We start from the raw sequence: 22,213 nt of genomic DNA on the forward strand, positions 1-22,213 counted from the left end.
CATGGTAGTATTCTTCAATCAGAGAACAGAAATGTAGATAAAGAGGAGCTAATATAATGGGTTATGTATTACTTATCATCTCAGCAGTTATAGAAATTGTACTAGCAGTATTCTGCTTCAGAACTCGATCTAATCAAAAGAAAATCCGGAGCTGGGTCCGCATTGCGGAATTGACCTTGTTCGTTATATTTGTACTGGTCTCCGTCATCGAGTGGAGCTTCAGATGGTACATACTGGCCGCCATCCTGCTCGTTTCTGCCATAATTGGCGGCGTATCCCTGATGCTCAAGAAGAAAGAGAAGGAATTTGGCCCTGTACGTATTGTGCTGAAAGGGATTGCTTTGTGGCTGGTGGTGGCAATAGCTGTAATCCCTGCGTTGGTGTTCCCACAGTATAAGTTACCTGAGGTGACAGGTAAGTATAAAGTGGAGACCGTCGCTTATACTTACACCGATAACAATCGTATTGAGACATTTAATAATCTAGGCCAGAAGAGAAAAGCAAATATTAAATTCTGGTATCCCGCAACTCAAGGACAGAAATTCCCTCTGGTGGTGTTCTCTCATGGCGCGTTCGGAATAAGAGACAGCAACACCTCAACCTTCATGGAACTGGCAAGTAACGGATACATTGTATGTTCTATTGATCATCCCTATCACTCGTTGTACACGTTAGACACAGACGGCAAATTTACTATGGTCGACAGCTCATTTATGCAGGAGGTCAAAGATGTCAACAATGGCGTGTATGATGATGAGACTGCATATAAGCTTGAACAGAAATGGCTGAAGGTACGGACAGATGATATGAACTTTGTACTGGACACCATTATTAAAAATTCCGCGGACAAAGGTTCGGGTCAAGTATACCAGCTGATCGATAGCAACGAAATCGGTCTGATAGGCCACTCCTTGGGCGGTGCTGCAAGTGTCCAGCTAGGCAGGGAACGCAAGGATATCGATGCGGTTATCAACCTGGATGCAGATCTGCTCGGGGAAGTATTGGGAATCGAGAATGGCAAAGCTGTGATCAATCATGAAATTTATCCCGTTCCGCTGCTTAGCATTTACTCTGACACAATGAAGAAACTAATGGATGACGTTACCGACCCTGATGTTGTAATTCCACAAAAGCTGATATCAGCCACCGCCCCGAATGCATATGAGGTGGATATCAAGGGCACGAATCATATGAGCTTGACCGATCTGCCTTTGGTTTCGCCGGTTCTTGCGAATATGATTAACGGCTCTGTTAAGAATAGCGGCAGTGAACAGAAAGCGGATAAATACTACGTTATTTATACGATGAATAAAACCGTGCGGAAGTTCTTTGACTCCTATCTTAAGGGGAAAGGAAGCTTTGATTCGGCGGGGACGTATTAAATTGTTGCACCTAAGTGATATGTTAAGAGGATGGTCTAATGGCCGTCCTCTTTATTTGAGTTGATATAGGTAGAACAATAATTTTCTTCCATAAATAATAAAGAACTTCTATATATCAACCCTTTATATAACCTATATATTGTTCCTATTTTTTCCTATAATAATGGATGATGGTTATCATAAGTGGAGAATACCGGAGAGCGAGGGAATTGGAAATGGAATATGTGAAGCTTGGAAACACCGGATTGGATGTATCTCGGCTTTGTCTTGGATGTATGGGCTTTGGCGAGAAAGAACGTTGGATCCACCCTTGGGTAATTGATGAAGAAAGCAGTCGTTCTGTAATCAAAAAAGCCCTTGATTTAGGTATTAATTTCTTTGATACAGCAAATGTCTATTCTGATGGTACAAGTGAGGAGTTTGTTGGGCGTGCCCTGAACGATTATGCCAATCGAGATGAAGTTGTTCTCGCAACAAAGGTGTATTTTCCAAAGGGTAAAGATTTAAACAGCCAAGGTCCTAACCGCAAAGGTCTCTCTAGAAAACATATTATGAGTGAAATTGATAAGAGTCTTAAGCGCTTGGGAACAGATTATGTAGACCTTTATATCATCCACCGTTGGGATTACAACACGCCTATCGAGGAGACAATGGAAGCATTACATGACGTTGTGAAAGCGGGTAAAGCGAGATATATTGGTGCTTCTGCCATGTACGCTTGGCAATTCCTAAAGGCACTGAATGTGGCGGAGAGAAATGGTTGGACTCGGTTTGTGTCCATGCAGAACCACCTGAACCTCATATACCGTGAAGAAGAGAGAGAGATGCTGCCTCTTTGTAAAGAGGAGAAAATTGGAGTGACTCCATATAGCCCGCTTGCGTCAGGAAGATTGACGCGTGATTGGTCGGAAGCCACGCTTCGTTCCGAAACAGACAAAACGCAGAAATCTAAATACGATGCAACTGTATCTACTGACCGATTAATTGCAGAGCGGGTTACAGAACTGGCCGGCAGACACGGTGTTCTTCGTTCACAAATCGCAATTGCTTGGTTGTTACATAAAGAACCGGTAACATCACCAATTATCGGGGCGACGAGAATATCCCATTTAGAAGATGCAGTGGGTGCTTTATCTGTTAGGTTAACAGCTGAAGAAATTGCGTTCTTAGAAGAGCCTTATGTACCGCATCCAGTAGTTGGTGCGCTATAGGCTTAATGAGTTTCTAGCAGGAGCAGGGTTAATACTCTGCTCTGTTTCTTTGATTCAAATAAAGGGAGGAATTCACATGCAAAAAGTTCTATTAAACAACGGTATTGAAATGCCTATCATCGGCTTTGGAGTTTATCAGATTCCGGCTGCAAAGGAATGCGAACAAGCCGTGTCCGATGCTATTTCGGCAGGTTATCGTTTGATTGATACCGCGGCATCTTATCAAAATGAAGAGGCAGTTGGCAGAGCCATCTCCCGCAGTGGTGTGCCAAGAGAGGAATTATTTATTACGACAAAGCTCTGGGTTCAGGATACTGGTTATGAGAACACAAAGAAAGCATTCGAAAAATCACTTCACAGATTGCAATTGGATTATCTGGATTTGTACCTCATTCATCAACCGTTTGGTGATGTTTTTGGTTCTTGGCGTGCTATGGAGGAATTGTATCGTGAAGGAAAGGTCCGGGCAATTGGAGTGAGCAATTTTAGAGATGACCGCCTGCTCGATTTAACACTTCGTAATGAAGTCATCCCAGCAGTAAATCAGGTTGAAACACATCCTTTCTACCAGCAAATCGAAAGTGCGAAACTGATGAAGGAGTACAATATTCAAATCGAGTCATGGGCACCTTTTGCTGAAGGGAAAAATGACCTATTTCATAACGAAGTTTTGTTATCTATAGCTGAAAAGTACAAAAAATCAGTTGCTCAGGTAGTTTTACGTTGGTTGACACAAAGAGATGTTGTTGTAATTCCAAAGTCCGTTCGTAAGGAAAGGATCATTGAAAACTTCAATATTTTCAACTTTGAATTAAGCCAAGAGGATATGGATAGAATTGCTAACTTGGATACCGGTAACAGCTTATTCTTCTCACATAACGACCCAGAAATCGTGAAATGGATGGCTGCACGCAAGCTTGATGTTTAGTGTTAAAGAGGCTGAAAAAGGAGTAAGTGGTGGGAATATAGAAGGAACTAATTGAAGCTTCATAGCAAAAAAATAGCACGGACGCAGCGTCCGTGCCCAAAGCATAGAGAGATGTCTAGTCCTGTTCACGATCGTCAACGACAAGTTCCAATTCTCCGGTTGTCGAATCGATAACCATACCGTGTACAGGGAAATGGGGTGGGAGTAATGGGTGTTTCTTAATAATCTCCACAGTATGGATTACCCCCTCTTTTTCCGAGCTAAACCCAGTCAGCCATCTTTTTAATTCGATTCCGGAATTCTCAAGTGTGTCAAATACTTCAGGGGAAATGCCTCTCTCATGTACAGAATTAAGGATCCGACTCGAATTGATGGAAGCCATACCGCAACCTGTGTGACCTACGACGATCACCTCTTCGGCACCCAGCTCATAAATGGCTACCAGCACACTACGCATAACACTACCGAAAGGGTGGGAAATGATGGCACCCGCAGTCTTGATAATCTTGGCATCTCCGTTGCGTAGATTCATTGCTCTTGGCAGCAGCTCGACCAAACGGGTATCCATACAAGTCACAATTGCCAGCTTTTTGGATGGGAATTTGTCAGAAATATAACTTTCGTATTCTTTATCCTCGACAAACTGCTTGTTGTAATTAAGAATTTCGTTAAGGTTGCTCATTGACTTATTCCTCCAATATTATAATAATGTTTAATTACTGCGAATATCATTCAACTTTACATTCTGACCATATATTTGCGAATCTCCTTCAAGACGGAACGATCCGTCCAGTGGGTCGCCTTTTAGTCTTAGCTGATCCTCATAGAATACAGCACGCTGAGGATCCACCCAGAAGGGGAACGTCTCGTTCTCAATCGGGATGTCTGTGGGGTCTGGCTGGCTGATAATTTGAAAAGAAGTGATTCCGTAGCAACCACATCCTTCAGTATCATACAACAGTCGAACTTGTCCCGGATGATCGCCGATCTTTCGGCTGAGGATATCCTTCGCCTGTGGGTCCAAAGTAATTCTCATGGTCTACTCCCTCTCCCTCTAGTAGAAGTTTTAACGCCTTTAAAAGTTGATTATATAGATTGTAATAAGTATCATCAAGAGGAACACCAAAATTTTGAATTGAGGTGAGCTCCATAATGGAACAGGATATCCAGCAGAAGCTGGAACAATTTAGGGAACTTAACAAGAAAATTAGAAGCTATTATGAAGCCGTCGCTTTAATGGCATGGGATCTGCGGACAGGGGCACCGAGAAAAGGGGCAGAGACCCGGGCAGAGACATTAGGTATACTGTCAACGGAGTCATTCAAGCTACAGACTTCACCAGAGATGGGCGAACTCCTTGATGCTCTGAATCGTCCAGAAATTCTGGAACAATTAGACGATGTGAACCGCCGGATCGTGGAGAATGTACAGGAAGAATACGACCGCAGCATCAAGATTCCCGCGGATAAATATCAGGAATATGTAACGCTAACCTCTCATTCGGAGACACTTTGGGAGGATTTCAAGGAAAATTCCGATTTTGCAGGCTTTGAGCCCTATCTTACCCAGATCGTTGCCAAGCTGCAAGAATTCATCGATTATTGGGGACCTAGGGATACGCGTTATGACACGCTGCTGAACCTTTATGAGCCAGAGCTTACTACCGTGAAGCTGGATGAAGTGTTCGGTCAGCTTCGTGACCGGCTTGTTCCGCTAGTTGAAGCGATTCAAGCTTCGCCGAACAAGCCGGAGGCCGAGTTCCTGAACCAACTATATGACAAAGATCAGCAGGAGAAATTCAGTAAATTCCTGCTTGAGCAGATTGGCTATGACTTCGAAGCCGGACGCATTGATGAAAGTGTGCATCCATTCGCGACTGGACTGAATCCGGGGGATGTACGGATTACTACCCATTATCTTCAGGACGATGTAACCAGCGCCATATTCAGTGCCCTTCACGAAGGAGGACACGCACTCTATGAGCAGAATGTGAGCCCTGAGCTGACTGGAACACCGCTTGCTGAAGGAACCTCAATGGGAATTCACGAATCCCAGTCCCGATTCTGGGAGAATATGATTGGGCGCAGTCGTCCATTCTGGGAGCGGTATTTCGGTGATCTGCAGCAGCATTTCCCTGAGCAGCTGGCTTCGGTAACGGTCGAAGATTTCCACCGGGCTGTGAACCGGGTTGGGAATTCACTGATTCGTATCGAATCCGATGAGCTGACATATAATCTTCACATCATTATCCGGTACGAAATTGAGAAAGAGCTGTTCAATGAAGGCCTCAGTGTGAAAGATCTTCCTAAGGTCTGGAATGAGAAGTATGAGAAGTATTTGGGTATTAGCCCGCCTAATGATGGCGTCGGTGTACTTCAGGATGTGCATTGGTCTGGAGGAAGCTTCGGATACTTCCCATCCTATTCGCTTGGGAATATGTACGCGGCACAGATTGCGCATACCATCCGTAAGGAGATTTCCAATTATGATGAATTGATCGCGGAAGGGAACTTCGCGCCAATCAAGGAATGGCTGACCGATAAAATATATAAATACGGGAGGAGCCGCAAGCCGGCTGAGTTAATCCTGGACATTACAGGAGAAGAGCTGAATCCGAATTATCTTGCCGATTATTTAGAACAGAAATATAAGGCAATATACAATTTGTAAAGGTTACTGAACTAGACCGAGCTGGGGATTATTCCCGGGTTCGGTCTTTTTGGTAGGCTCTTAACCTTTTGCTAGGCCGATGCATACATTGGAGCATAGCCTTAGCTGACAGCAGCCGGGCAAGAAAGATCAAGGAGGGGAAGCAAATGAGGAGATCACGCGCGTCGGTATGGTTGGCTATCTTGCTGCTGTGCAGCATCGCTCTTAGCGGCTGTGGTACCGGTGGGCAGGCAGCGAAGATCCAGCTCGGCGAGGTAACGCGTTCGGTGTTCTATGCTCCGCAGTATGTGGCACTTGAGAAGGGTTTCTTTAAGGATAATGGGCTGGATGTGGAACTCAGAACGACTTCTGGAGGCGACAAGACGATGACCGCCCTCTTGTCGGGTGGCATTGATATTGCACTTGTTGGAGCAGAAACCTCCATTTATGTATATCAGCAGGGCTCAGATGATCCTGTCCTGAATTTTGCAGGTCTAACCCAGACTGATGGGACATTTCTCGTATCTCGTAATGATGTCCAGAACTTCAATTGGGACTCACTGAAGCAATCGGTATTCCTCGGCCAGCGTAAAGGAGGTATGCCTCAGATGGCGGGTGAATTCACACTGAAGAAGCACGGAATCGATCCTCATCAGGATTTGAATTTGATTCAGAACGTGGATTTTGCCAACATCACCGCAGCCTTTATTTCGGGAACCGGAGATTATGTACAGCTGTTCGAGCCACAAGCCTCAATTATCGAGAAGGAAGGCAAGGGCCATGTAGTTGCATCGTTCGGTACGGAGAGCGGCAAGCTCCCTTACACGGTCTATATGAGTAAGAAAAGTTATATGGATGAACATTCTGAGCAAGTCCAGAAATTCACGGACTCCATATTCAAAGCCCAAAAGTGGGTGAACGAGCATTCACCAGAAGAAATCGCCAAAGTGGTATCCCCCTATTTCAAGGATACGGATCAGGCTATTCTAACTAGTGCAATCAAGCGTTACAAAGAGCAGGGAACCTATGCGCAGACACCACAGATTGACGAGAAATCCTGGAACAATTTATTGGATGTGATGGATGCGGCTGGTGAGCTCAAGGAACGGGTTCCTGTATCCAAGCTTGTGGATCCTTCTTTTGCGAATCAAGCCTCTGCACCTGGGAAATAAGAGGAAAGGAGCGCGGGAAATGGAGCCAGTTATTGAACTACAAGGTGTTGAGCATGTCTATGTTACAGACAGAGAAGCTGTCCTTGCGCTTGAAGGGATGAACATCACGGTTCAGCCTGGAGAGTTCATCAGCCTGGTGGGTCCCAGCGGTTGTGGAAAAACCACGCTTCTCTCCATAATGGCCGGACTTCTAACCCCTTCACGGGGCCAAGTGCTCCTTCACGGAAGGCCTGTCACCGGGCCTGATCCAGAGGTTGGGTACATGCTGCAGCAGGATTACCTGTTCCCTTGGCGCCGAATTCTGGATAACGCGTTAATCGGTCTGGAGCTCAGAGATCAGCTGACCCCGAAGCGTAAGGAAGCGGTCGTGCAGCTTCTTGAAGGCATGGGACTCGGAGGGACGGAGAATTTGTACCCTTCCCAGCTGTCTGGAGGCATGCGGCAGCGAGTAGCACTGGTCAGAACTTTAGCTACTGAGCCGGATCTTCTGCTGCTTGATGAGCCTTTCTCGGCGCTGGATTATCAGACCAAATTACAGCTTGAAAATCTGATCGCGGAGACACTTCAGGCCAGGCACAAGACGGCGGTCTTGGTCACACACGATCTGGCTGAAGCGATCGCGGTAAGCGACCGGGTTATTGTTCTTGCCGCGGGTCCTGGCAGAATCCGGAGGACTTTTGAGGTGCCGGAGAATATTAGGTCGGCGCAGCCTTTCTATGCTCGTGAGCAGGAAGGCTTCAATGAGTTGTTTCATCAAGTCTGGAAAGAACTCGAAGCTTCCGAGGGAAAGGAGGGGGTGGCGAATGAGTGAACGGGTGAGCTCCCGGAGTAATCCGGGTAGTCATACGAAAGACTGGCTTCAGACTCTCTATCAGGAATACCAACACCGTAAGCGCCGCACCGGACGGGTCGTCCTGTTCACTCAGCTGTCAATCTTGATCGGTCTGATCCTCCTCTGGGAAATAGCGGGACGATTCAAATGGATTGATGTCCTGATCTTCAGTTATCCCACCAAAGTGTTCGCGCAGATATGGAAGGATGTTCTCAGCGGCGAGCTTTGGCCTCATCTAGGCACGACCGTGCTTGAGACAGCGGCAGGCTTCCTGCTCGGAACACTGGTCGGAACACTGCTCGCTGTGCTGATCTGGTGGTCCCCGTTTCTGTCCAAAGTGCTTGATCCCTATATGGTGGTCTTCAACAGCATGCCCAAGGTCGCTTTAGGACCGATCTTCATCGTTCTGTTCGGCGGAGGCTTCACTGCTATTGTGATGACAACCTTATCGATCACCGTCATTATAACCACGCTTGTTGTGAACAGCAGCTTTAACGAGGTGGATCCGAATCTGGTGAAAGTGGTTAGAACCTTCGGAGGCAGCCGCAAAGATGTATTCCGTCAAGTTATCCTTCCCGCGTCATTTCCGGCGATTGTCTCAACCTTGAAGGTGAATGTCGGCATGGCTTGGGTAGGCGTCATCGTAGGTGAGTTTCTCGTGGCCAAAGAAGGGCTCGGGTATTTGATCATCTATGGATTCCAAGTCTTCAACTTCACTCTTGTATTATCCAGCTTGGTGATCATCGCCATAGCGGCAACAGGGATGTATCAGCTGGTTGTATATATTGAACACAGGTTGCTACGGGAGCGGTAACGCTCTCGTTTTCTGCTCTATATCTGTAAGGCAATGTGAGGGCATAAGCCAGCCGTTTTATTGTGAACATGGTGTAAATCCTTTAGGATAGAGAATATTGAGGGAACTATATTTAAAATGTGGGGGTGTAAGATGGGCTTTAGAGTGATCAAGACCACTGTTGCCACTGTACTTGCGATCGTTATCGCTCATTTACTCGGGATTTTGAATCCTCTGTCTGCGGGACTGCTCGCAATACTCGGCGTTGATGTGACGCGAAAGAGAAGCATTCGAACGGTTTCCTCCCGTTTTTTTGCCTCTATACTTGGGCTTGGGATGTCCTCTGCCTTATTTTACATATTCGGATTTCATATCTGGGTGCTTGCGGTCTATATACTGATCGGCTTTCCCTTGATTTCAAAAGCTAATCTGAAAGAGGGGATCGTCACAAGTTCTGTAGTTGTATTCAGGGTGTTTGGGGGAGAAGATATCAGCTTGGACGCCTTGTTCACTCAAATTTTGTTGTTAATCATTGGCCTTGGCAGTGCTGTGGTGGTCAATCTGATCTATATGCCGAACGAAGAGGACAAGCTCACGGGTATCCGCAGGAAGGTGGACGGCTTGTTCGGTCTCATCTTCGAGCGAATCGCTTCCCAGCTTCGGGACCCCAACTATGTCTGGGATGGGCAGGAATTGATCGAAGCCAGCCAGGAGGTGGAGCTAGGATTGTCCACCGCCAAGCGGGCCCTCGACAATCAGGTCATAGCCCCCAATGAGGCATGGACGATCTATTTCTATATGCGCAAACAGCAGCTTGACCGAATCGAGAGTATGCTGCAGTTGATTTCACAGGTCTATCAGAGAATGCCTCAGGGAGAAAGCGCCGCAGTTCTGTTCGATCAGCTGTCAATAGATGTAAAGAATGAGACGTATACGGGAACTACGGAGCATATGTTACAAGAGCTGGAGACGGACTTCAAAGCGATGGAACTTCCAACCAGCAGGGAAGAGTTCGAGATTCGCTCCGCCATTCTGCAGCTTTGCAGAGAGCTGGCTTTATACTTGGATATCTCCAAGAAAAGCAAGTATCCTACCGGAAAGAGTAAACGCCAGCGGGCAGTTTAACAGGGAATAAAGTCTTATTTTATACGGGTTGTATAAATATAATTAATTTCAATTCCTCCAATTAATCAACATTCGCCTATGTCCTGCATACACTTGATAGTGAATGATTGATTTGTATGGAGGAGGTTCAAACCATGTCATCGAAATATCAAAGTAGAGAGATTATTACGAAAGCGATCTGCGGAAAAGGTCGTAAGTTCTCTACCGTAACACATACCGTGACTCCGCCTCAAAATCCGTCAAGTATACTGGGGGCCTGGATCATCAACCACCAATACGAAGCGGTTGCTGCTGGTGACGGAATTGAAGTTATTGGGACTTACGATATCAACATTTGGTACTCGTATGAGAGAAACTCACAGACTGCGGTAGCGAAAGAAAAGGTATCTTATGTAGAACTAGTTCCGCTTTCTTATCTTGATTCCAGACACCGCTCTTCGTCGGTGGAGGTATCCGCGGATGCGACGCAGGAACCAAGCACCGTCGAAGCCAGTGTGTCCGGGGACGGCAGTGTACTTATTCGCGTTGAGCGCGAGTTCGCCGTCGAGCTTGTAGCTGAGACTAAGATCAATGTCCTGGTCGTACCGGGCGGCAGCGACTTCGAAGACAAAGACTTTGATTTCAGCGGAGATGGCGGGGATTACGAAGATCTTGATCCAGATCTCCTGGATGATGATCTGTAACTGAATACTCTATTGTATGCAGCTGCCTGAGCAGCGACGAGGGCGGGAGCCCTCTTTTTTTGTGATTTTTTTCTGGGGTGATCTGGTTACAAATTACAAATTTCAGATGAGGGATAAGGAGGCGGGAGAATGGAATTTAAAATCATGCTGGGTAATGATGACCGTTCTTCCGGGAGACTAAACGCGGTGCTGAAACGGCTGGGCTACGCGGACCTAGTGCTTCAAGATAAGCAGAAAGTTTCTTGTGACCGGCCTGAATTAAGGCAGGGCTCAAGTACGCCGAGTTCCATTAGAGATCAGGCGTATATGCCGAATGTGGATCAATCCATTCTGATTATGAATAAGGAATCCGGAATATTTCATGCTTCTTCGTCGCGGGAGATTGAACACAGGCTTCGGGCAGCCGGCATGAAGGCCAATTTGGAGGTATCTGCCAAGAATGGGGAGTTGCCGGCTGGTTATGTACGCCGATTCCTGGTTCGGGTCTTTCATCTGAGGGCGGTAGAGATTGTCCCCTGCAGCTGGGCGGAGCGGGCGTTTAATCTTGCCAGGGAACAGAGGGAGCCCGGACGTCAATCAGAGCTAACCATCCTGGAGAGAAGACTGGAGAAAATAGCGGTAAGAGCGCTCTATACGCTTGGCCTAGACTTTGGGGAAGTCGAGATAAGTGCTGGTGATGGCGGGTCGATGATCATCAAGCTTGTTCGCGCTGTACCCGATTTAGAAGAGGAGTCCACTGCCTTAAGGTTCGCTGAGGCGATTCTGGAAGAATCGGCGCGGCTTTCGGGGCAGAGCTCTGAACCGCTGAGGCTCGGGATGGATCCCGAGTTCCTGCTCTATAACCGGACAGAACGCAAGGTTATTCCGGCCTCCAGGTTCCTCGAACGGGTAGGAACTGCTGGTTGTGATGCTGTCCGCTCAGGCGGTCGTACCCTTTATCCGATTGCCGAGCTCCGTCCCTCTCCAGGCTCTGAGCCGTCTGAATTGATCCGCAATTTGATGGGTGCGATGCAGTATGCTTCAAGGCAGATTCATGATACTTCACTTCTGTGGCTGGCAGGAGGAATGCCGCTGCCAGGACTTCCCTTGGGCGGTCATCTTCATTTCAGCGGTCTGCCGCTAACCACTGGTCTGCTGCGCACACTCGATAATTATTTGGCTTTACCCGTCTCGCTAATGGAAGATGAGAGATCCAAGGTTCGCAGACCGAGATACGGTTATCTGGGTGATTATAGGCATCAGGATCATGGAGGGTTCGAGTATCGCACACTTCCAAGCTTTCTTGTCTCTTCTCTACTAACCAAAGGTGTAGTTGCGCTTGCATCCCTGATTGCCGAAGACTATGCTCAGCTTCCATCCAGGCCACTGATACGGGAGGATGTCCATCAAGCATTCTATTTAGGTGACAGGGCAATTCTGAGAGAAGCGTTTGAACCCATTAGAGATGAAATTCGGAGTTTGAGGGGATATCATCGGTTAGAGAAATATATACATCCATTCCTGGAGGCTCTGCGCCTTGGACGAACTTGGGACGAGAGCAGGGATATTAGAACAGTCTGGAAAATAGAGCGCCCCTCGTAAGGCCGCCTTCTTTTCTGTTATAATAGAAGTCTGTAGAAAGAAGGGGCTGGAGGTACATCATGGCTAAATATACGCCGATGATTGAACAATATTTGAAAGTCAAGGAAGGCGCTAAAGACGCTTTTCTATTTTTTCGTCTAGGTGATTTCTATGAAATGTTCTTCGACGATGCGACTTTAGCATCTCGCGAACTCGAGATCACATTAACGGCGCGGGACGGCGGAGCAGAGGGCAAGATTCCGATGTGCGGCGTTCCCTATCACTCTGCTGAGGGCTACATACACCGTTTGATTGAGAAAGGCTACAAGGTGGCCATTTGTGAACAGGTTGAAGACCCGGCGGAGGCCAAGGGCATCGTAAGACGTGAAATTGTCCGGGTCATTACTCCGGGGACCGTGATGGAAGGCAAGACGATCGGGGACAAGGCGAATAACTATCTCCTCTGTGTGACTGAATTGAGCGGAGTTATGGCGGTATCTGCGTGTGACTTGTCAACTGGGGAGTTATATGTCACCTCCGCACCTTCAAGCTATGAATGGCTTCGAGATGAGATCGGGCTCTATACTCCCGCTGAGATTATCGGAGATTCATCACTGCTTGATTGGATCGAATCCACGGCTAATCCTGTGGGAAGACCTGTAGTCTATACACCATGGGATAAACAAAAGGAAGATCTGGCACGGAAGCAATTCACCGAAGCGGTCTGGATTCGGCTGGAAGAGCAGCGCAGACATAATATCGGCCTGCTTGTTGCTTATTTATCGGAGACGCAGAAGCGATCTCTGGGCCAGCTCACCCGAATTACAGCCTATGAGCCGAATCATTATATGATTCTGGATCCATTTACGCGCAGGAATCTGGAGCTTGTGGAGACCGTTAGAGAAAGGTCGAAGAAGGGCTCACTGCTCTGGCTGCTTGACCGGACCGAGACCTCCATGGGAGCCAGACTTCTGAGAAGATGGATCGACAAACCGCTGCTTCAGCGAAGCCAGATTGAAGATCGGCTTGAGGCTGTAGAGCAGCTGCATGCCGGGTATATTCTACGGGAAGATTTACGTGAGCGGCTTGGGGAGATCTATGATCTGGAACGTCTTGTCGGGAGAATCGCTTTCTCCAGTGCCAACGGCCGCGATATGATCGCACTCAAGAAATCACTTAGGCAAATTCCGGCGATCAAAGAGCTGTGTGCGGATTCATCTTCTACAACGCTGAAGCGAATCGCGGATGAGCTGGACCGCTGCGAGGATCTGGCAGATGCTATCGATGCGGCCATTGCGGATGAGCCTCCCGTCTCTGTTCGGGATGGCGGAATTATTAAGGCGGGTTATCATGAGCGTCTGGACGCCCTGCGTGAGGCTGGAATGAACGGCAAGCGATGGATCGCCGAGCTTGAAAGTGCGGAGCGTCAGGCTACGGGGATTAAGTCCTTAAAGATCGGATACAACAAAGTATTCGGTTATTATATCGAAATTACCAAATCCAATCTGGCCTCTCTTCCGGAAGGCCGTTATGAACGGAAGCAGACGCTTGCGAACGCTGAGAGATACGTCACGCTTGAGCTCAAGGAGAAGGAAGCCTTAATCCTGGAAGCAGAGGAGAAGATGGTTGACCTGGAGTTTGCGCTGTTCAGCGAGCTTCGTGAACGCTTGAGCCAGGAGATCCCTCGCCTTCAGCGGTTGGCAGAGAAGGTGGCGGAGATCGATGTGTACCGGTCGATGGCCGAAATCAGCAGTGAGGGCAATTTTGTAAAGCCTACGATTACGGATGGGTATGACCTTGTCATTGAACAAGGGCGCCATCCTGTTGTTGAAAGCGTGATGGAGGGGACTGGATTTATTGCCAATGGTACCTACCTCCGTAAGGATCAAGCAGGAATTCTGCTGATCACAGGACCGAATATGGCAGGCAAAAGCACCTATATGCGTCAAGTAGCTCTGATCGTCATCATGGCCCAAATCGGCTGTTTTGTTCCTGCGGTCAAAGCGGAGATTCCGATGATTGACCGGATCTTTACCCGTATCGGGGCAGCGGATGACTTGATCGGGGGTCAGAGCACGTTCATGGTGGAGATGGCGGATATCCAGCTGATGACCGAGAAAGCCACAAAGCGGAGTCTGATCATTATCGATGAGCTGGGGCGCGGGACCTCAACCACAGAGGGAATGTCGATTGCCCAGGCCGTCATTGAATATGTGCATGATCATATCGGCTGTAAAGCACTTGTGTCTACGCATTTCCATGAGCTGGCTCATCTGGAGTCAAGCCTGAATGCCTTGAAGAATTATAGCATGGCTGTACAGGAGAGCGGGGAGAAGGTACATTTCCTCCGCAAATTGATTCCTGGAGCTGCTAGCACAAGCTACGGCATCTATTGTGCCCGGCTTGCAGGCCTTCCTAGCAGCATTATTGATCGAGCCTATGGGCTGCTGCAAGGATTGGAAGAGGCAGCCCCGCTCGTGACAGCCGGACAAGCCGTTTATTCCGAAGCCCGGCAGGAAGATCAGAAGACTGTTCGGGAGGAGAAGGCAGCTATGGTATCCGTGTCATCGGCAGTTGCCGACTTGCCGGAATCGCCAAAGGCTGATTTAACTGCGCCTGCGGCGACAGAGCTAACTGCGAGTCCGCAGGGAAATGAGCGGGTCCAGCAGCTTTCAATTTTCGGAGATGAGTGGGCTTCGGACAAGCCTGAACCACCTAAAGAAGATGCAGGAGCTAAGCAGATTATTAAGCTTGTCAAAAATGCCGACCTGATGAATATGACGCCAATTCAGGCGATGCAGCTGTTAAATGATCTGAAGATGAAAGTGAAAGATATGTAAAATTCCTTGTAGAGAGTGGGGGAAGCCAAATGGGACAAATTCAAATCCTGGACGAGCATATTGCGAACCAGATTGCTGCGGGGGAAGTGGTTGAGAGACCCTCATCTGTCGTGAAAGAACTGGTAGAGAATGCAATCGATGCAGGTGCGCGGCGAATCGATGTCACGGTGGAAGAAGGCGGATTATCGCTCATCCGCATTGCAGATAACGGCTCCGGCATAGATCCGGAGGATTGTGAGACGGCCTTTTACCGGCATGCCACCAGCAAGCTCTCTCTCGGCCGTGATTTATTCCAGATTCGGACACTGGGTTTCCGGGGGGAAGCCCTTCCGAGTATAGCCGCAGTGTCCAAAGTAGAGCTTGTGTCCTCGAATACGGATCATGGTCTGGGACGCCGGATCATTATTGAAGGCGGATCGCTCAAAGAGAATGAAGATACTACCGCTCCGCAGGGGACGGATATTTCGGTGAAGGAATTATTTTATAATACTCCGGCAAGGCTGAAATATATGAAGACTATCCAGACTGAGCTTGGACATATCTCGGATGTCATGTACAGACAGGCCCTGGCTCATCCGGAAATTGCGTTCACCCTGCGGCACAATGGCAATCAGCTGCTGCAAAGTCCAGGTAACGGGGATCTGCTGCAGGTGATCGCCTCCATCTATGGAACCCAGGCAGCCAAAGGCATGCTGGAGATCGAGGCGGAAAATGCCGACTACAAGGTTACAGGATTCATCGGTCGACCGGACCTGACGAGGTCAAATCGCAGTGCCATCTCCATGATGGTGAACGGGCGCTATATCCGTAATCCTGGCCTGCAGGCTGCCATGATGAGAGCCTACCATACGCTCTTGCCGATCAACAGGTACCCGATTGCGGTGCTTCAGCTGCATATGCACCCATCTCTGGTCGATGTGAACGTACATCCTTCCAAACTCGAAGTGCGGTTCAGCAAAGAACAGGAGCTTTATACTTTCCTGGAAGAAAGTATTCGGGGCGTGCTGTCCCAGCAGGTGCTTATTCCCCATGTGGTGAAGCAGACGGTTACTCGCGGAGACAGCCAGTCCATTATTCAGGAACAATTCAATTTTCACTCGTCTGGTAAGCAGGAGCCAAGTAATGACCAAATAGGTCCAAATAACCAGAGTTCTAACGTGAATGTGACACGAACGGAGCCGGGCTTGCCATATATGGAAAATGACTCAATAGGCCGAGCACCTTTGCCTCCGGAAGATAATGGACCGTACTCGGCATACCAAGCATCTTCCTCAGCTTATGGTGGAAATGTCAAGGAGTCCGCAGCTGTCAATCAAAATACAGCTGAACATTCAGCCGGACCGAGGGATCGCTGGGCGGGCTCAGATTCTTCAAGCTTGGGAGGATATAGCAGCCTGAAAGGCTCTAACCCATACGGGGGCACTCAGCGTGCTGATTCTTCCTGGTCCTCTTCAGGAAGAGGAGGTGTTAACGGTTTTAACGGTACTTCAGCTGGTGCTTCGGCAAAATCGTTGTCTCCAGAGCAGCTGTACGGATCTAGAGCAGACAAGCCGGAGATCCCTGTCTTTCCCGAGCTGACCCTGATTGGACAGCATCATGGCACCTATTTGATTGCCCAGAACGAGCATGGCTTATATTTGATTGACCAGCACGCTGCTCATGAGCGGGTTAATTATGAGTATTATTATGAGAAATTCGGCAATCCGGCCGATGCCTCCCAAGAGCTTCTGATTCCCATCACCCTGGAATTCACTTCCGCGGACAGTGAGAAGCTGAAGAGCCGTTTGCAGTGGTTCGAGAACGCGGGAGTTATTCTGGAGCATTTCGGCGGTGGAACTTTCCGGGTCATCTCCCATCCATACTGGTTTCCGCAGGGAGAGGAGTCCGCGATTATTGAAGAAATGGCTGAGTGGGTGTTAAGTGAGAGAGCCATTGACCTTGCGAAGCTGCGCGAGCGCTCATCCATACTTTGTTCTTGCAAGGCTTCTATCAAGGCCAATCAGAAGATTACAGCGGAAGAGGCAAATACCCTGCTAACCAGGCTCGCGGCTTGCAAGCAGCCGTATACTTGCCCGCATGGCCGGCCTATTGTAGTATCCTTCTCGACTTATGATTTGGAGAAGATGTTCAAACGAGTGATGTGAACGGAGGAAGAAGATTGATTATTACTACAGGAGACAACGAAGCTCCAGGGACGGTAAGCCGTGCTACAGCGCTATCCCTCGAGCTCGGCGTCCCTTATGTTCCAAGAAGCCGGACCTCATTGTCCAAATTATTATCCCGTCACCAGGCAGATGCCATATTGGTCATTCTTGAGAGTGGGATTCGGATCGTGAGTGCTTCCGGCGAGCCGCTCGAATTTCATCCGAGCATGTCTTTTGTCAGAGCCAAGCGGCTGATTAAAGGGGAACCTGATCACATGCTCGAAATTTCAAGGGCAGAGCCAGGAGACAGCATTTTAGATTGTACGTCAGGACTGGGTTCTGACTCTATCATATTCTCTCTTGCAGCGGGAGATGAAGGAAGTGTAACCGCGCTTGAGAGCTCGCTTCCCATCTACGGACTGCTTAAAGAAGGTTTAAGAACCTACCAATCTGGGTTAAAAGAATTTGACAAGGCAATGCGCCAAATTGAAGTCAAGCATGCCGATCATCTTCAGCTGCTTAGTGAGCTCCCGGACAAAAGTAAGGACATTGTGTATTTCGATCCGATGTTCCGTGAACCCGTGAAGGAATCGTCTTCCATCTCCCCTCTTCGGGCTTTTGCCAATGGAAGTTCCCTCGATAGCAGATCCATTGAGGAAGCCTGCAGGGTAGCCAGAAAGACCGTTGTTTTGAAGGAGAAAAGAGACAGCGGGGAATTCGCGAGACTGGGGTTCACAGTTCATGGACGAGCCCATACCAAAATAGCTTACGGAGTGATCACGCTTGACGACAGATAAGAAATCCAAATTGCTAGTCCTCGTTGGACCTACGGCGATCGGCAAAACCCGAATGAGTATTGAGCTGGCCAAAATGTTCAATTGTGAAATTATCTCCGGCGATTCCATGCAGGTATACCGGGGGATGGATGTAGGAACCGCCAAGATCACGCCATCCGAAATGGGTGGAGTTCCTCATCATCTGATTGATGTGCTATCTCCTGATGAGCCTTTCTCGGTGGCCTTATTCCAGGAATACTGTAACAAGCTGATTCCCGAGATCACCTCCCGTGGGCATTTGCCCTTTATTGTTGGGGGTACTGGACTTTATGTGGAATCTGTCTGTTATGAGTTCAAATTCACGGACGCGGGTGCAGACGAAGAATTTAGGGAAGAGCAGCTAAGGTATGCGCAGGAGCATGGGGCAGAAGCGCTTCATGCCAGACTAGCCCTAATTGATCCAGGGTCGGCCGAGAGGCTACATCCGAATGATCAGCGGAGGATTGTAAGAGCACTTGAAATTTATCATTTAACTGGACAGACACTCTCATCTCAGCTAGCCCTGCAGAAGAAGCGATCTCCCTATGATCTGTGTATCATCGGTTTGACAATGGACCGTCAATTGCTATATAACCGTATAGAAGCACGCATTGATGAAATGATGGGCCAAGGGCTGGTTCAGGAAGTTAAGTCACTGCTGGACAAAGGCTATTCCACGAATCTTGTAGCTATGCAAGGGCTTGGATATAAGGAGATTGCCGAGCATCTTGTGGGTGGGGTTCCACTAGAGGAAGCCGTGTTCAAGCTGAAGAGGGACACGCGTAGATACGCGAAGCGGCAGCTTTCCTGGTTCCGGCATATGCATGACATTCACTGGGTAGATATGACATGCCCGGAAAATTACACGGAGAATTTGGCGAAAGTACGTGCTATAATAGCAGGAAAGTTCCATGAAGATCTTGAATATACTTCAGAACACTAATTGAAACTCATTGGGGGTACCGCTAATGAACAAGTCCATTAACATCCAAGATACGTTCTTGAATCAACTACGCAAAGAGAATATCCCTGTAACTGTATTCTTGACAAATGGTTTCCAAATTAGAGGGACGATTAAAGCATTTGACAACTTTACCATTGTCATTGACAGCGATGGACGTCAACAAATGGTGTACAAGCACGCTATTTCTACGTTCCAGCCACAGCGTAACGTATCTTTGATGCAAGAGACAGCATCTGAAAGCTAAGATTTGGCATGAAACTTTTTTGAACAAAGTACGTTAAAAGGTATAAGATGAGGAGATGGAGCAACCTGAAGAAGGTTGTTCTTTTCTTTCCGTCCTTTATAGAGAGAGAAGATTGACATGAAGGGAGTCAGTACAGAACCATGTCTACGAACAATAACAGACCGCCATCAAGGCTTTCGAGGTCGAATCCGTCTGATGGCAAAGAGAACACAACTAAGTCAAAGGTTCCGAAGAAAAAGAAAAAGATAACGACAAAGCGTGTGCTTTGGACCATGTTTTTCACCATGGCTTTCGCGGTAATATGTGCAATCGGCGGTTATATATTCATTTCAATTAACGGTGAGAAGATTCTGAGTGAGAACCAGGATAAGCTGACGATTTATGAAACCTCTAAAGTTTATGATCGTTCTGGTAACCTAATGGGTGAGTTGTCCATTACTAAGAGTGAGCCTGTCGATATCAAGCAGATTCCTAAGCTGCTTCAGGAGGCTTTCATTGCAACTGAGGACAGACGCTTCATGGAGCACTCGGGTGTCGATCTATGGTCGATCGGCCGTGCGGCAGTTAAGGACGTTGTAGCTCGCTCCAAAGTAGAGGGCGGGAGTACAATCACTCAGCAGCTTGCAAAGAATATGTTCTTGTCCCGCGACAAGACCTTCTTCCGTAAAGCAACGGAAGTATCTATTGCGATGGCCTTGGAGCGTAACTTCACCAAAGAAAAAATACTGGAGATGTATCTGAACCGGATATATTTCGGCCAAGGTTCTTATGGGATCAAGGCCGCTTCCCAACGTTATTTCGGTGAGAGTGATTTGAATAAACTGGATTTATGGGAGATTGCGACTCTTGCTGCTCTTCCTAAGGGTCCTTCTGCATACAACCCAGTTACGAATCCGGAATTGTCCAAGACTCGCAGAGGCGTTGTACTTGATCTGATGTTCGATCAGGGATATATTACAGCGGCTCAGCGTGATGAAGCGAAGAAGGTAGACTACGACTATACCCCGCCTAAGAAGAGTCAGAATTATCTGGCCTTTAAGGATTTCGTGATGAAGGAAGCGGAAGAGAAGACAGGTCTTACGGAAGACCAGTTGAACCGAGGCGGCTACAAAATTTATACGACTATGGATAAGCAGGCTCAACTAGCTGTTGAGAAGGCTTTTGCAGATGACAGCAATTTTGAGAAAAGTAAAGACGATCAGCAGGTGCAAGCCGCTGTTGTAATCATGAATCACCAGAATGGCAGCTTGGTTGCCTTGCTGGGTGGGCGTGACTACGAACGTAAAGGCTTCAGCCGGGTCGAAGCAAGGCGTCAGCCAGGGTCGGCATTTAAGCCGATTGTAGATTATGCTCCGGCGCTGGATACGAAGAAGTTCACACCGGATTCCAGGTTAAGCAACGAGAAGCAGTGCTTCGCTAACGGAACTTATTGTCCGGGCAACTTGCATGGATATTCGAAGACTATTGGAATGACAGATGCTTTGGAGGAATCAGCGAATATCCCGGCAGTCTGGCTGCTGGATCAAGTTGGAGTCAAGACGGGTGTAGAATACGCCAAGAAAATGGGGATAACCATGGACCCTAATGATGCGAATCTTGCCATCGCCCTTGGCGGTCTGACGAAAGGAACGAATACACTTGAAATGGCAGAAGCTTACAGTGTGTTCGCAAATGGTGGATATCATAATCCCGCTTACTCCATCAAGAGCATACAGGGTCCGGATGGCAAGGATGTATACACCTATAATCCACCTAAGCCGGAGTCTGTTATCAGCTCTGACACGGCTTATTATATGACCAAGATGATGGAGCAGGTTGTTACGAGCGGAACAGGTAAGCGCGCAAGCCTGGGAGGCCGCCCTGTTGCCGGTAAGACCGGTACGACACAGCACGGGATTAAGGGACTGAACAGCAGCCGCAACCGGGATGCCTGGTTCGTGGGTTATACCCCGGAATGGACCGCATCTGTATGGATGGGTTATGACAAGCCGGACAAAGACCACCTTCTAAAAGGAAGCAGTGGACAGTCAGCGGCGTTATTCGGCACAATCATGAAGGATGCGCTTAAGGATGTTCCAATCAAGGATTTCCCTGTACCTAGTGACCTTCAGCAGAAGGAACAGGAACCTGTTAAACAAGTAACCACAATTAGTGGTCTGGCAGGTGCATTCAATCAGGATACAGGTACCGTATTGCTAAGCTGGAATGGCGTGAACGTCCCTAACGTGAAGTACCGTGTATATCGCAAGGAGGCTTCGGAATCCGACTATACTCAACTGCTGGAAGCTGATTCAACGTCCGCAGAGGATGTAACGGTAATCCCGAATACCACCTATGAATATTACGTAACTTATGTTGATCCTGCTACAGGCCTGGAAAGTGAGAAATCAGCCACGACACAGGTATCTACACAGCAAGCGGCACCGCCAGTTGTAGATCCGAACCAACCGGATCCTAATAATCCTAATGGCACCAACACGGATCAAAGTGGTAATGGTCAGGATGGCGGTAACGGAAATAGCAACAACGGTAATGGTAATGGTAATGGTAATGGCAACAATAATGGTAATAATGGCTCCGGCAATGGGAAAGGCAGGGGTCAAGGCAACTCTGGCCAAGATGGCGGAACGGGTCAAGGAGATCAGACAGGTGGAACAGATCAAGGTACAGGAACAACGAATCCTGATACCACCTCACCAGGTACTACAACTCCTGGGACCACCACTCCAGGTACTACAACACCAGGAACGGATACTGGCGGCACAATTAATAACGACACCGGGACGGATGCCGGTACCCAGTCCGGAGGAACCAATTCAGGACGTTAACTCATCCGAATATAGATAAACTCAAAGCCCCGTGATCGCTATG

At 48.1% G+C, this 22,213-nt stretch carries 18 protein-coding genes; 16 read left to right on the forward strand and 2 right to left on the reverse strand.

Annotation, left to right across the window (positions count from 1 at the left end):
* Positions 1–56 precede the first annotated feature (56 nt).
* The 3 genes from ACRRNK_RS09815 (at position 57) to ACRRNK_RS09825 (ending at position 3,521) form a co-directional block, all read left to right on the forward strand.
* Positions 57–1,382 (forward strand): alpha/beta hydrolase family protein, encoded by a 1,326-nt coding sequence (locus ACRRNK_RS09815; protein WP_433946547.1) that lies wholly within the window; start codon positions 57–59, stop codon positions 1,380–1,382.
* A gap of 215 nt (positions 1,383–1,597) precedes the next feature.
* A complete protein-coding gene (locus ACRRNK_RS09820; protein WP_433946548.1) occupies positions 1,598–2,593 on the forward strand; it encodes an aldo/keto reductase in 996 nt (331 codons plus the stop codon).
* Positions 2,594–2,669: 76 nt separating this feature from the next.
* Positions 2,670–3,521, forward strand: coding sequence for an aldo/keto reductase (locus ACRRNK_RS09825; RefSeq protein ID WP_433946549.1), 852 nt, complete (start codon positions 2,670–2,672; stop codon positions 3,519–3,521).
* A gap of 115 nt (positions 3,522–3,636) precedes the next feature.
* Here the strand turns inward: ACRRNK_RS09825 and ACRRNK_RS09830 are convergent, their stop codons facing one another.
* Both ACRRNK_RS09830 and ACRRNK_RS09835 read right to left on the reverse strand, forming a co-directional pair.
* On the reverse strand, positions 3,637–4,203 hold the full coding sequence (locus ACRRNK_RS09830; protein ID WP_433946550.1) for a beta-class carbonic anhydrase: 567 nt from the start codon (positions 4,201–4,203) through the stop codon (positions 3,637–3,639).
* Between the two features lie 30 nt (positions 4,204–4,233).
* Positions 4,234–4,557, reverse strand: coding sequence for an iron-sulfur cluster biosynthesis family protein (locus ACRRNK_RS09835; RefSeq protein WP_433946551.1), 324 nt, complete (start codon positions 4,555–4,557; stop codon positions 4,234–4,236).
* Positions 4,558–4,673: 116 nt separating this feature from the next.
* Here ACRRNK_RS09835 and ACRRNK_RS09840 point away from each other — a divergent pair, with 116 nt between their 5' ends.
* From ACRRNK_RS09840 to ACRRNK_RS09900, 13 genes are all read left to right on the forward strand, one after another.
* Entirely contained in the window at positions 4,674–6,191 is a 1,518-nt protein-coding gene (locus ACRRNK_RS09840; RefSeq protein WP_433946552.1) for a carboxypeptidase M32, read from the forward strand.
* A 146-nt stretch (positions 6,192–6,337) separates the two neighbouring features.
* Positions 6,338–7,342 carry an ABC transporter substrate-binding protein gene (locus ACRRNK_RS09845; protein ID WP_433946553.1) on the forward strand — a complete coding sequence of 335 codons (1,005 nt, stop codon included), beginning with the start codon at positions 6,338–6,340 and terminating at the stop codon, positions 7,340–7,342.
* 19 nt (positions 7,343–7,361) lie between these two features.
* Positions 7,362–8,153 carry an ABC transporter ATP-binding protein gene (locus ACRRNK_RS09850; RefSeq protein WP_433946554.1) on the forward strand — a complete coding sequence of 264 codons (792 nt, stop codon included), beginning with the start codon at positions 7,362–7,364 and terminating at the stop codon, positions 8,151–8,153.
* The gene (locus ACRRNK_RS09855) at positions 8,146–8,988 is read left to right on the forward strand and encodes an ABC transporter permease (protein ID WP_433946555.1); all 843 of its coding nucleotides are present in this window, start codon (positions 8,146–8,148) and stop codon (positions 8,986–8,988) included. Before ACRRNK_RS09850 ends, ACRRNK_RS09855 begins: the two co-directional genes overlap by 8 nt.
* 132 nt (positions 8,989–9,120) lie before the next feature.
* A complete protein-coding gene (locus tag ACRRNK_RS09860) occupies positions 9,121–10,092 on the forward strand; it encodes an aromatic acid exporter family protein (protein WP_433946556.1) in 972 nt (323 codons plus the stop codon).
* A gap of 134 nt (positions 10,093–10,226) precedes the next feature.
* Positions 10,227–10,775 carry an outer spore coat protein CotE gene (cotE, locus tag ACRRNK_RS09865; protein WP_251378493.1) on the forward strand — a complete coding sequence of 183 codons (549 nt, stop codon included), beginning with the start codon at positions 10,227–10,229 and terminating at the stop codon, positions 10,773–10,775.
* A 129-nt stretch (positions 10,776–10,904) separates the two neighbouring features.
* Complete coding sequence (locus ACRRNK_RS09870; RefSeq protein WP_433946557.1) at positions 10,905–12,356, forward strand: putative amidoligase domain-containing protein; 1,452 nt, start codon at positions 10,905–10,907, stop codon at positions 12,354–12,356.
* A 59-nt stretch (positions 12,357–12,415) separates the two neighbouring features.
* A complete protein-coding gene (gene mutS / locus ACRRNK_RS09875; protein WP_433946558.1) occupies positions 12,416–15,175 on the forward strand; it encodes a DNA mismatch repair protein MutS in 2,760 nt (919 codons plus the stop codon).
* Between the two features lie 29 nt (positions 15,176–15,204).
* Positions 15,205–17,319, forward strand: coding sequence for a DNA mismatch repair endonuclease MutL (mutL, locus tag ACRRNK_RS09880; RefSeq protein WP_433946559.1), 2,115 nt, complete (start codon positions 15,205–15,207; stop codon positions 17,317–17,319).
* 14 nt (positions 17,320–17,333) lie between these two features.
* Positions 17,334–18,116, forward strand: a complete 783-nt coding sequence (locus ACRRNK_RS09885; RefSeq protein ID WP_433946560.1) for a class I SAM-dependent methyltransferase — start codon at positions 17,334–17,336, stop codon at positions 18,114–18,116.
* Entirely contained in the window at positions 18,103–19,077 is a 975-nt protein-coding gene (gene miaA / locus ACRRNK_RS09890) for a tRNA (adenosine(37)-N6)-dimethylallyltransferase MiaA (RefSeq protein ID WP_433946561.1), read from the forward strand. Before ACRRNK_RS09885 ends, miaA begins: the two co-directional genes overlap by 14 nt.
* A gap of 25 nt (positions 19,078–19,102) precedes the next feature.
* Entirely contained in the window at positions 19,103–19,342 is a 240-nt protein-coding gene (hfq, locus tag ACRRNK_RS09895) for an RNA chaperone Hfq (RefSeq protein ID WP_433946562.1), read from the forward strand.
* Positions 19,343–19,482: 140 nt separating this feature from the next.
* The gene (locus tag ACRRNK_RS09900) at positions 19,483–22,170 is read left to right on the forward strand and encodes a PBP1A family penicillin-binding protein (protein WP_433946563.1); all 2,688 of its coding nucleotides are present in this window, start codon (positions 19,483–19,485) and stop codon (positions 22,168–22,170) included.
* Positions 22,171–22,213 lie beyond the last annotated feature (43 nt).

The sequence above is a fragment of the Paenibacillus sp. SN-8-1 genome (assembly GCF_050995535.1).
Taxonomy (GTDB): domain Bacteria; phylum Bacillota; class Bacilli; order Paenibacillales; family Paenibacillaceae; genus Fontibacillus.

Coding starts and splice junctions, on each gene's coding strand:
- ACRRNK_RS09815 (WP_433946547.1), top strand. CDS start 57: ATGGGTTATGTATTACTTATCATCTCAGCAGTTATAGAAATTGTACTA.
- ACRRNK_RS09820 (WP_433946548.1), top strand. CDS start 1,598: ATGGAATATGTGAAGCTTGGAAACACCGGATTGGATGTATCTCGGCTT.
- ACRRNK_RS09825 (WP_433946549.1), top strand. CDS start 2,670: ATGCAAAAAGTTCTATTAAACAACGGTATTGAAATGCCTATCATCGGC.
- ACRRNK_RS09830 (WP_433946550.1), bottom strand. CDS start 4,203: ATGAGCAACCTTAACGAAATTCTTAATTACAACAAGCAGTTTGTCGAG.
- ACRRNK_RS09835 (WP_433946551.1), bottom strand. CDS start 4,557: ATGAGAATTACTTTGGACCCACAGGCGAAGGATATCCTCAGCCGAAAG.
- ACRRNK_RS09840 (WP_433946552.1), top strand. CDS start 4,674: ATGGAACAGGATATCCAGCAGAAGCTGGAACAATTTAGGGAACTTAAC.
- ACRRNK_RS09845 (WP_433946553.1), top strand. CDS start 6,338: ATGAGGAGATCACGCGCGTCGGTATGGTTGGCTATCTTGCTGCTGTGC.
- ACRRNK_RS09850 (WP_433946554.1), top strand. CDS start 7,362: ATGGAGCCAGTTATTGAACTACAAGGTGTTGAGCATGTCTATGTTACA.
- ACRRNK_RS09855 (WP_433946555.1), top strand. CDS start 8,146: ATGAGTGAACGGGTGAGCTCCCGGAGTAATCCGGGTAGTCATACGAAA.
- ACRRNK_RS09860 (WP_433946556.1), top strand. CDS start 9,121: ATGGGCTTTAGAGTGATCAAGACCACTGTTGCCACTGTACTTGCGATC.
- cotE (WP_251378493.1), top strand. CDS start 10,227: ATGTCATCGAAATATCAAAGTAGAGAGATTATTACGAAAGCGATCTGC.
- ACRRNK_RS09870 (WP_433946557.1), top strand. CDS start 10,905: ATGGAATTTAAAATCATGCTGGGTAATGATGACCGTTCTTCCGGGAGA.
- mutS (WP_433946558.1), top strand. CDS start 12,416: ATGGCTAAATATACGCCGATGATTGAACAATATTTGAAAGTCAAGGAA.
- mutL (WP_433946559.1), top strand. CDS start 15,205: ATGGGACAAATTCAAATCCTGGACGAGCATATTGCGAACCAGATTGCT.
- hfq (WP_433946562.1), top strand. CDS start 19,103: ATGAACAAGTCCATTAACATCCAAGATACGTTCTTGAATCAACTACGC.
- ACRRNK_RS09900 (WP_433946563.1), top strand. CDS start 19,483: ATGTCTACGAACAATAACAGACCGCCATCAAGGCTTTCGAGGTCGAAT.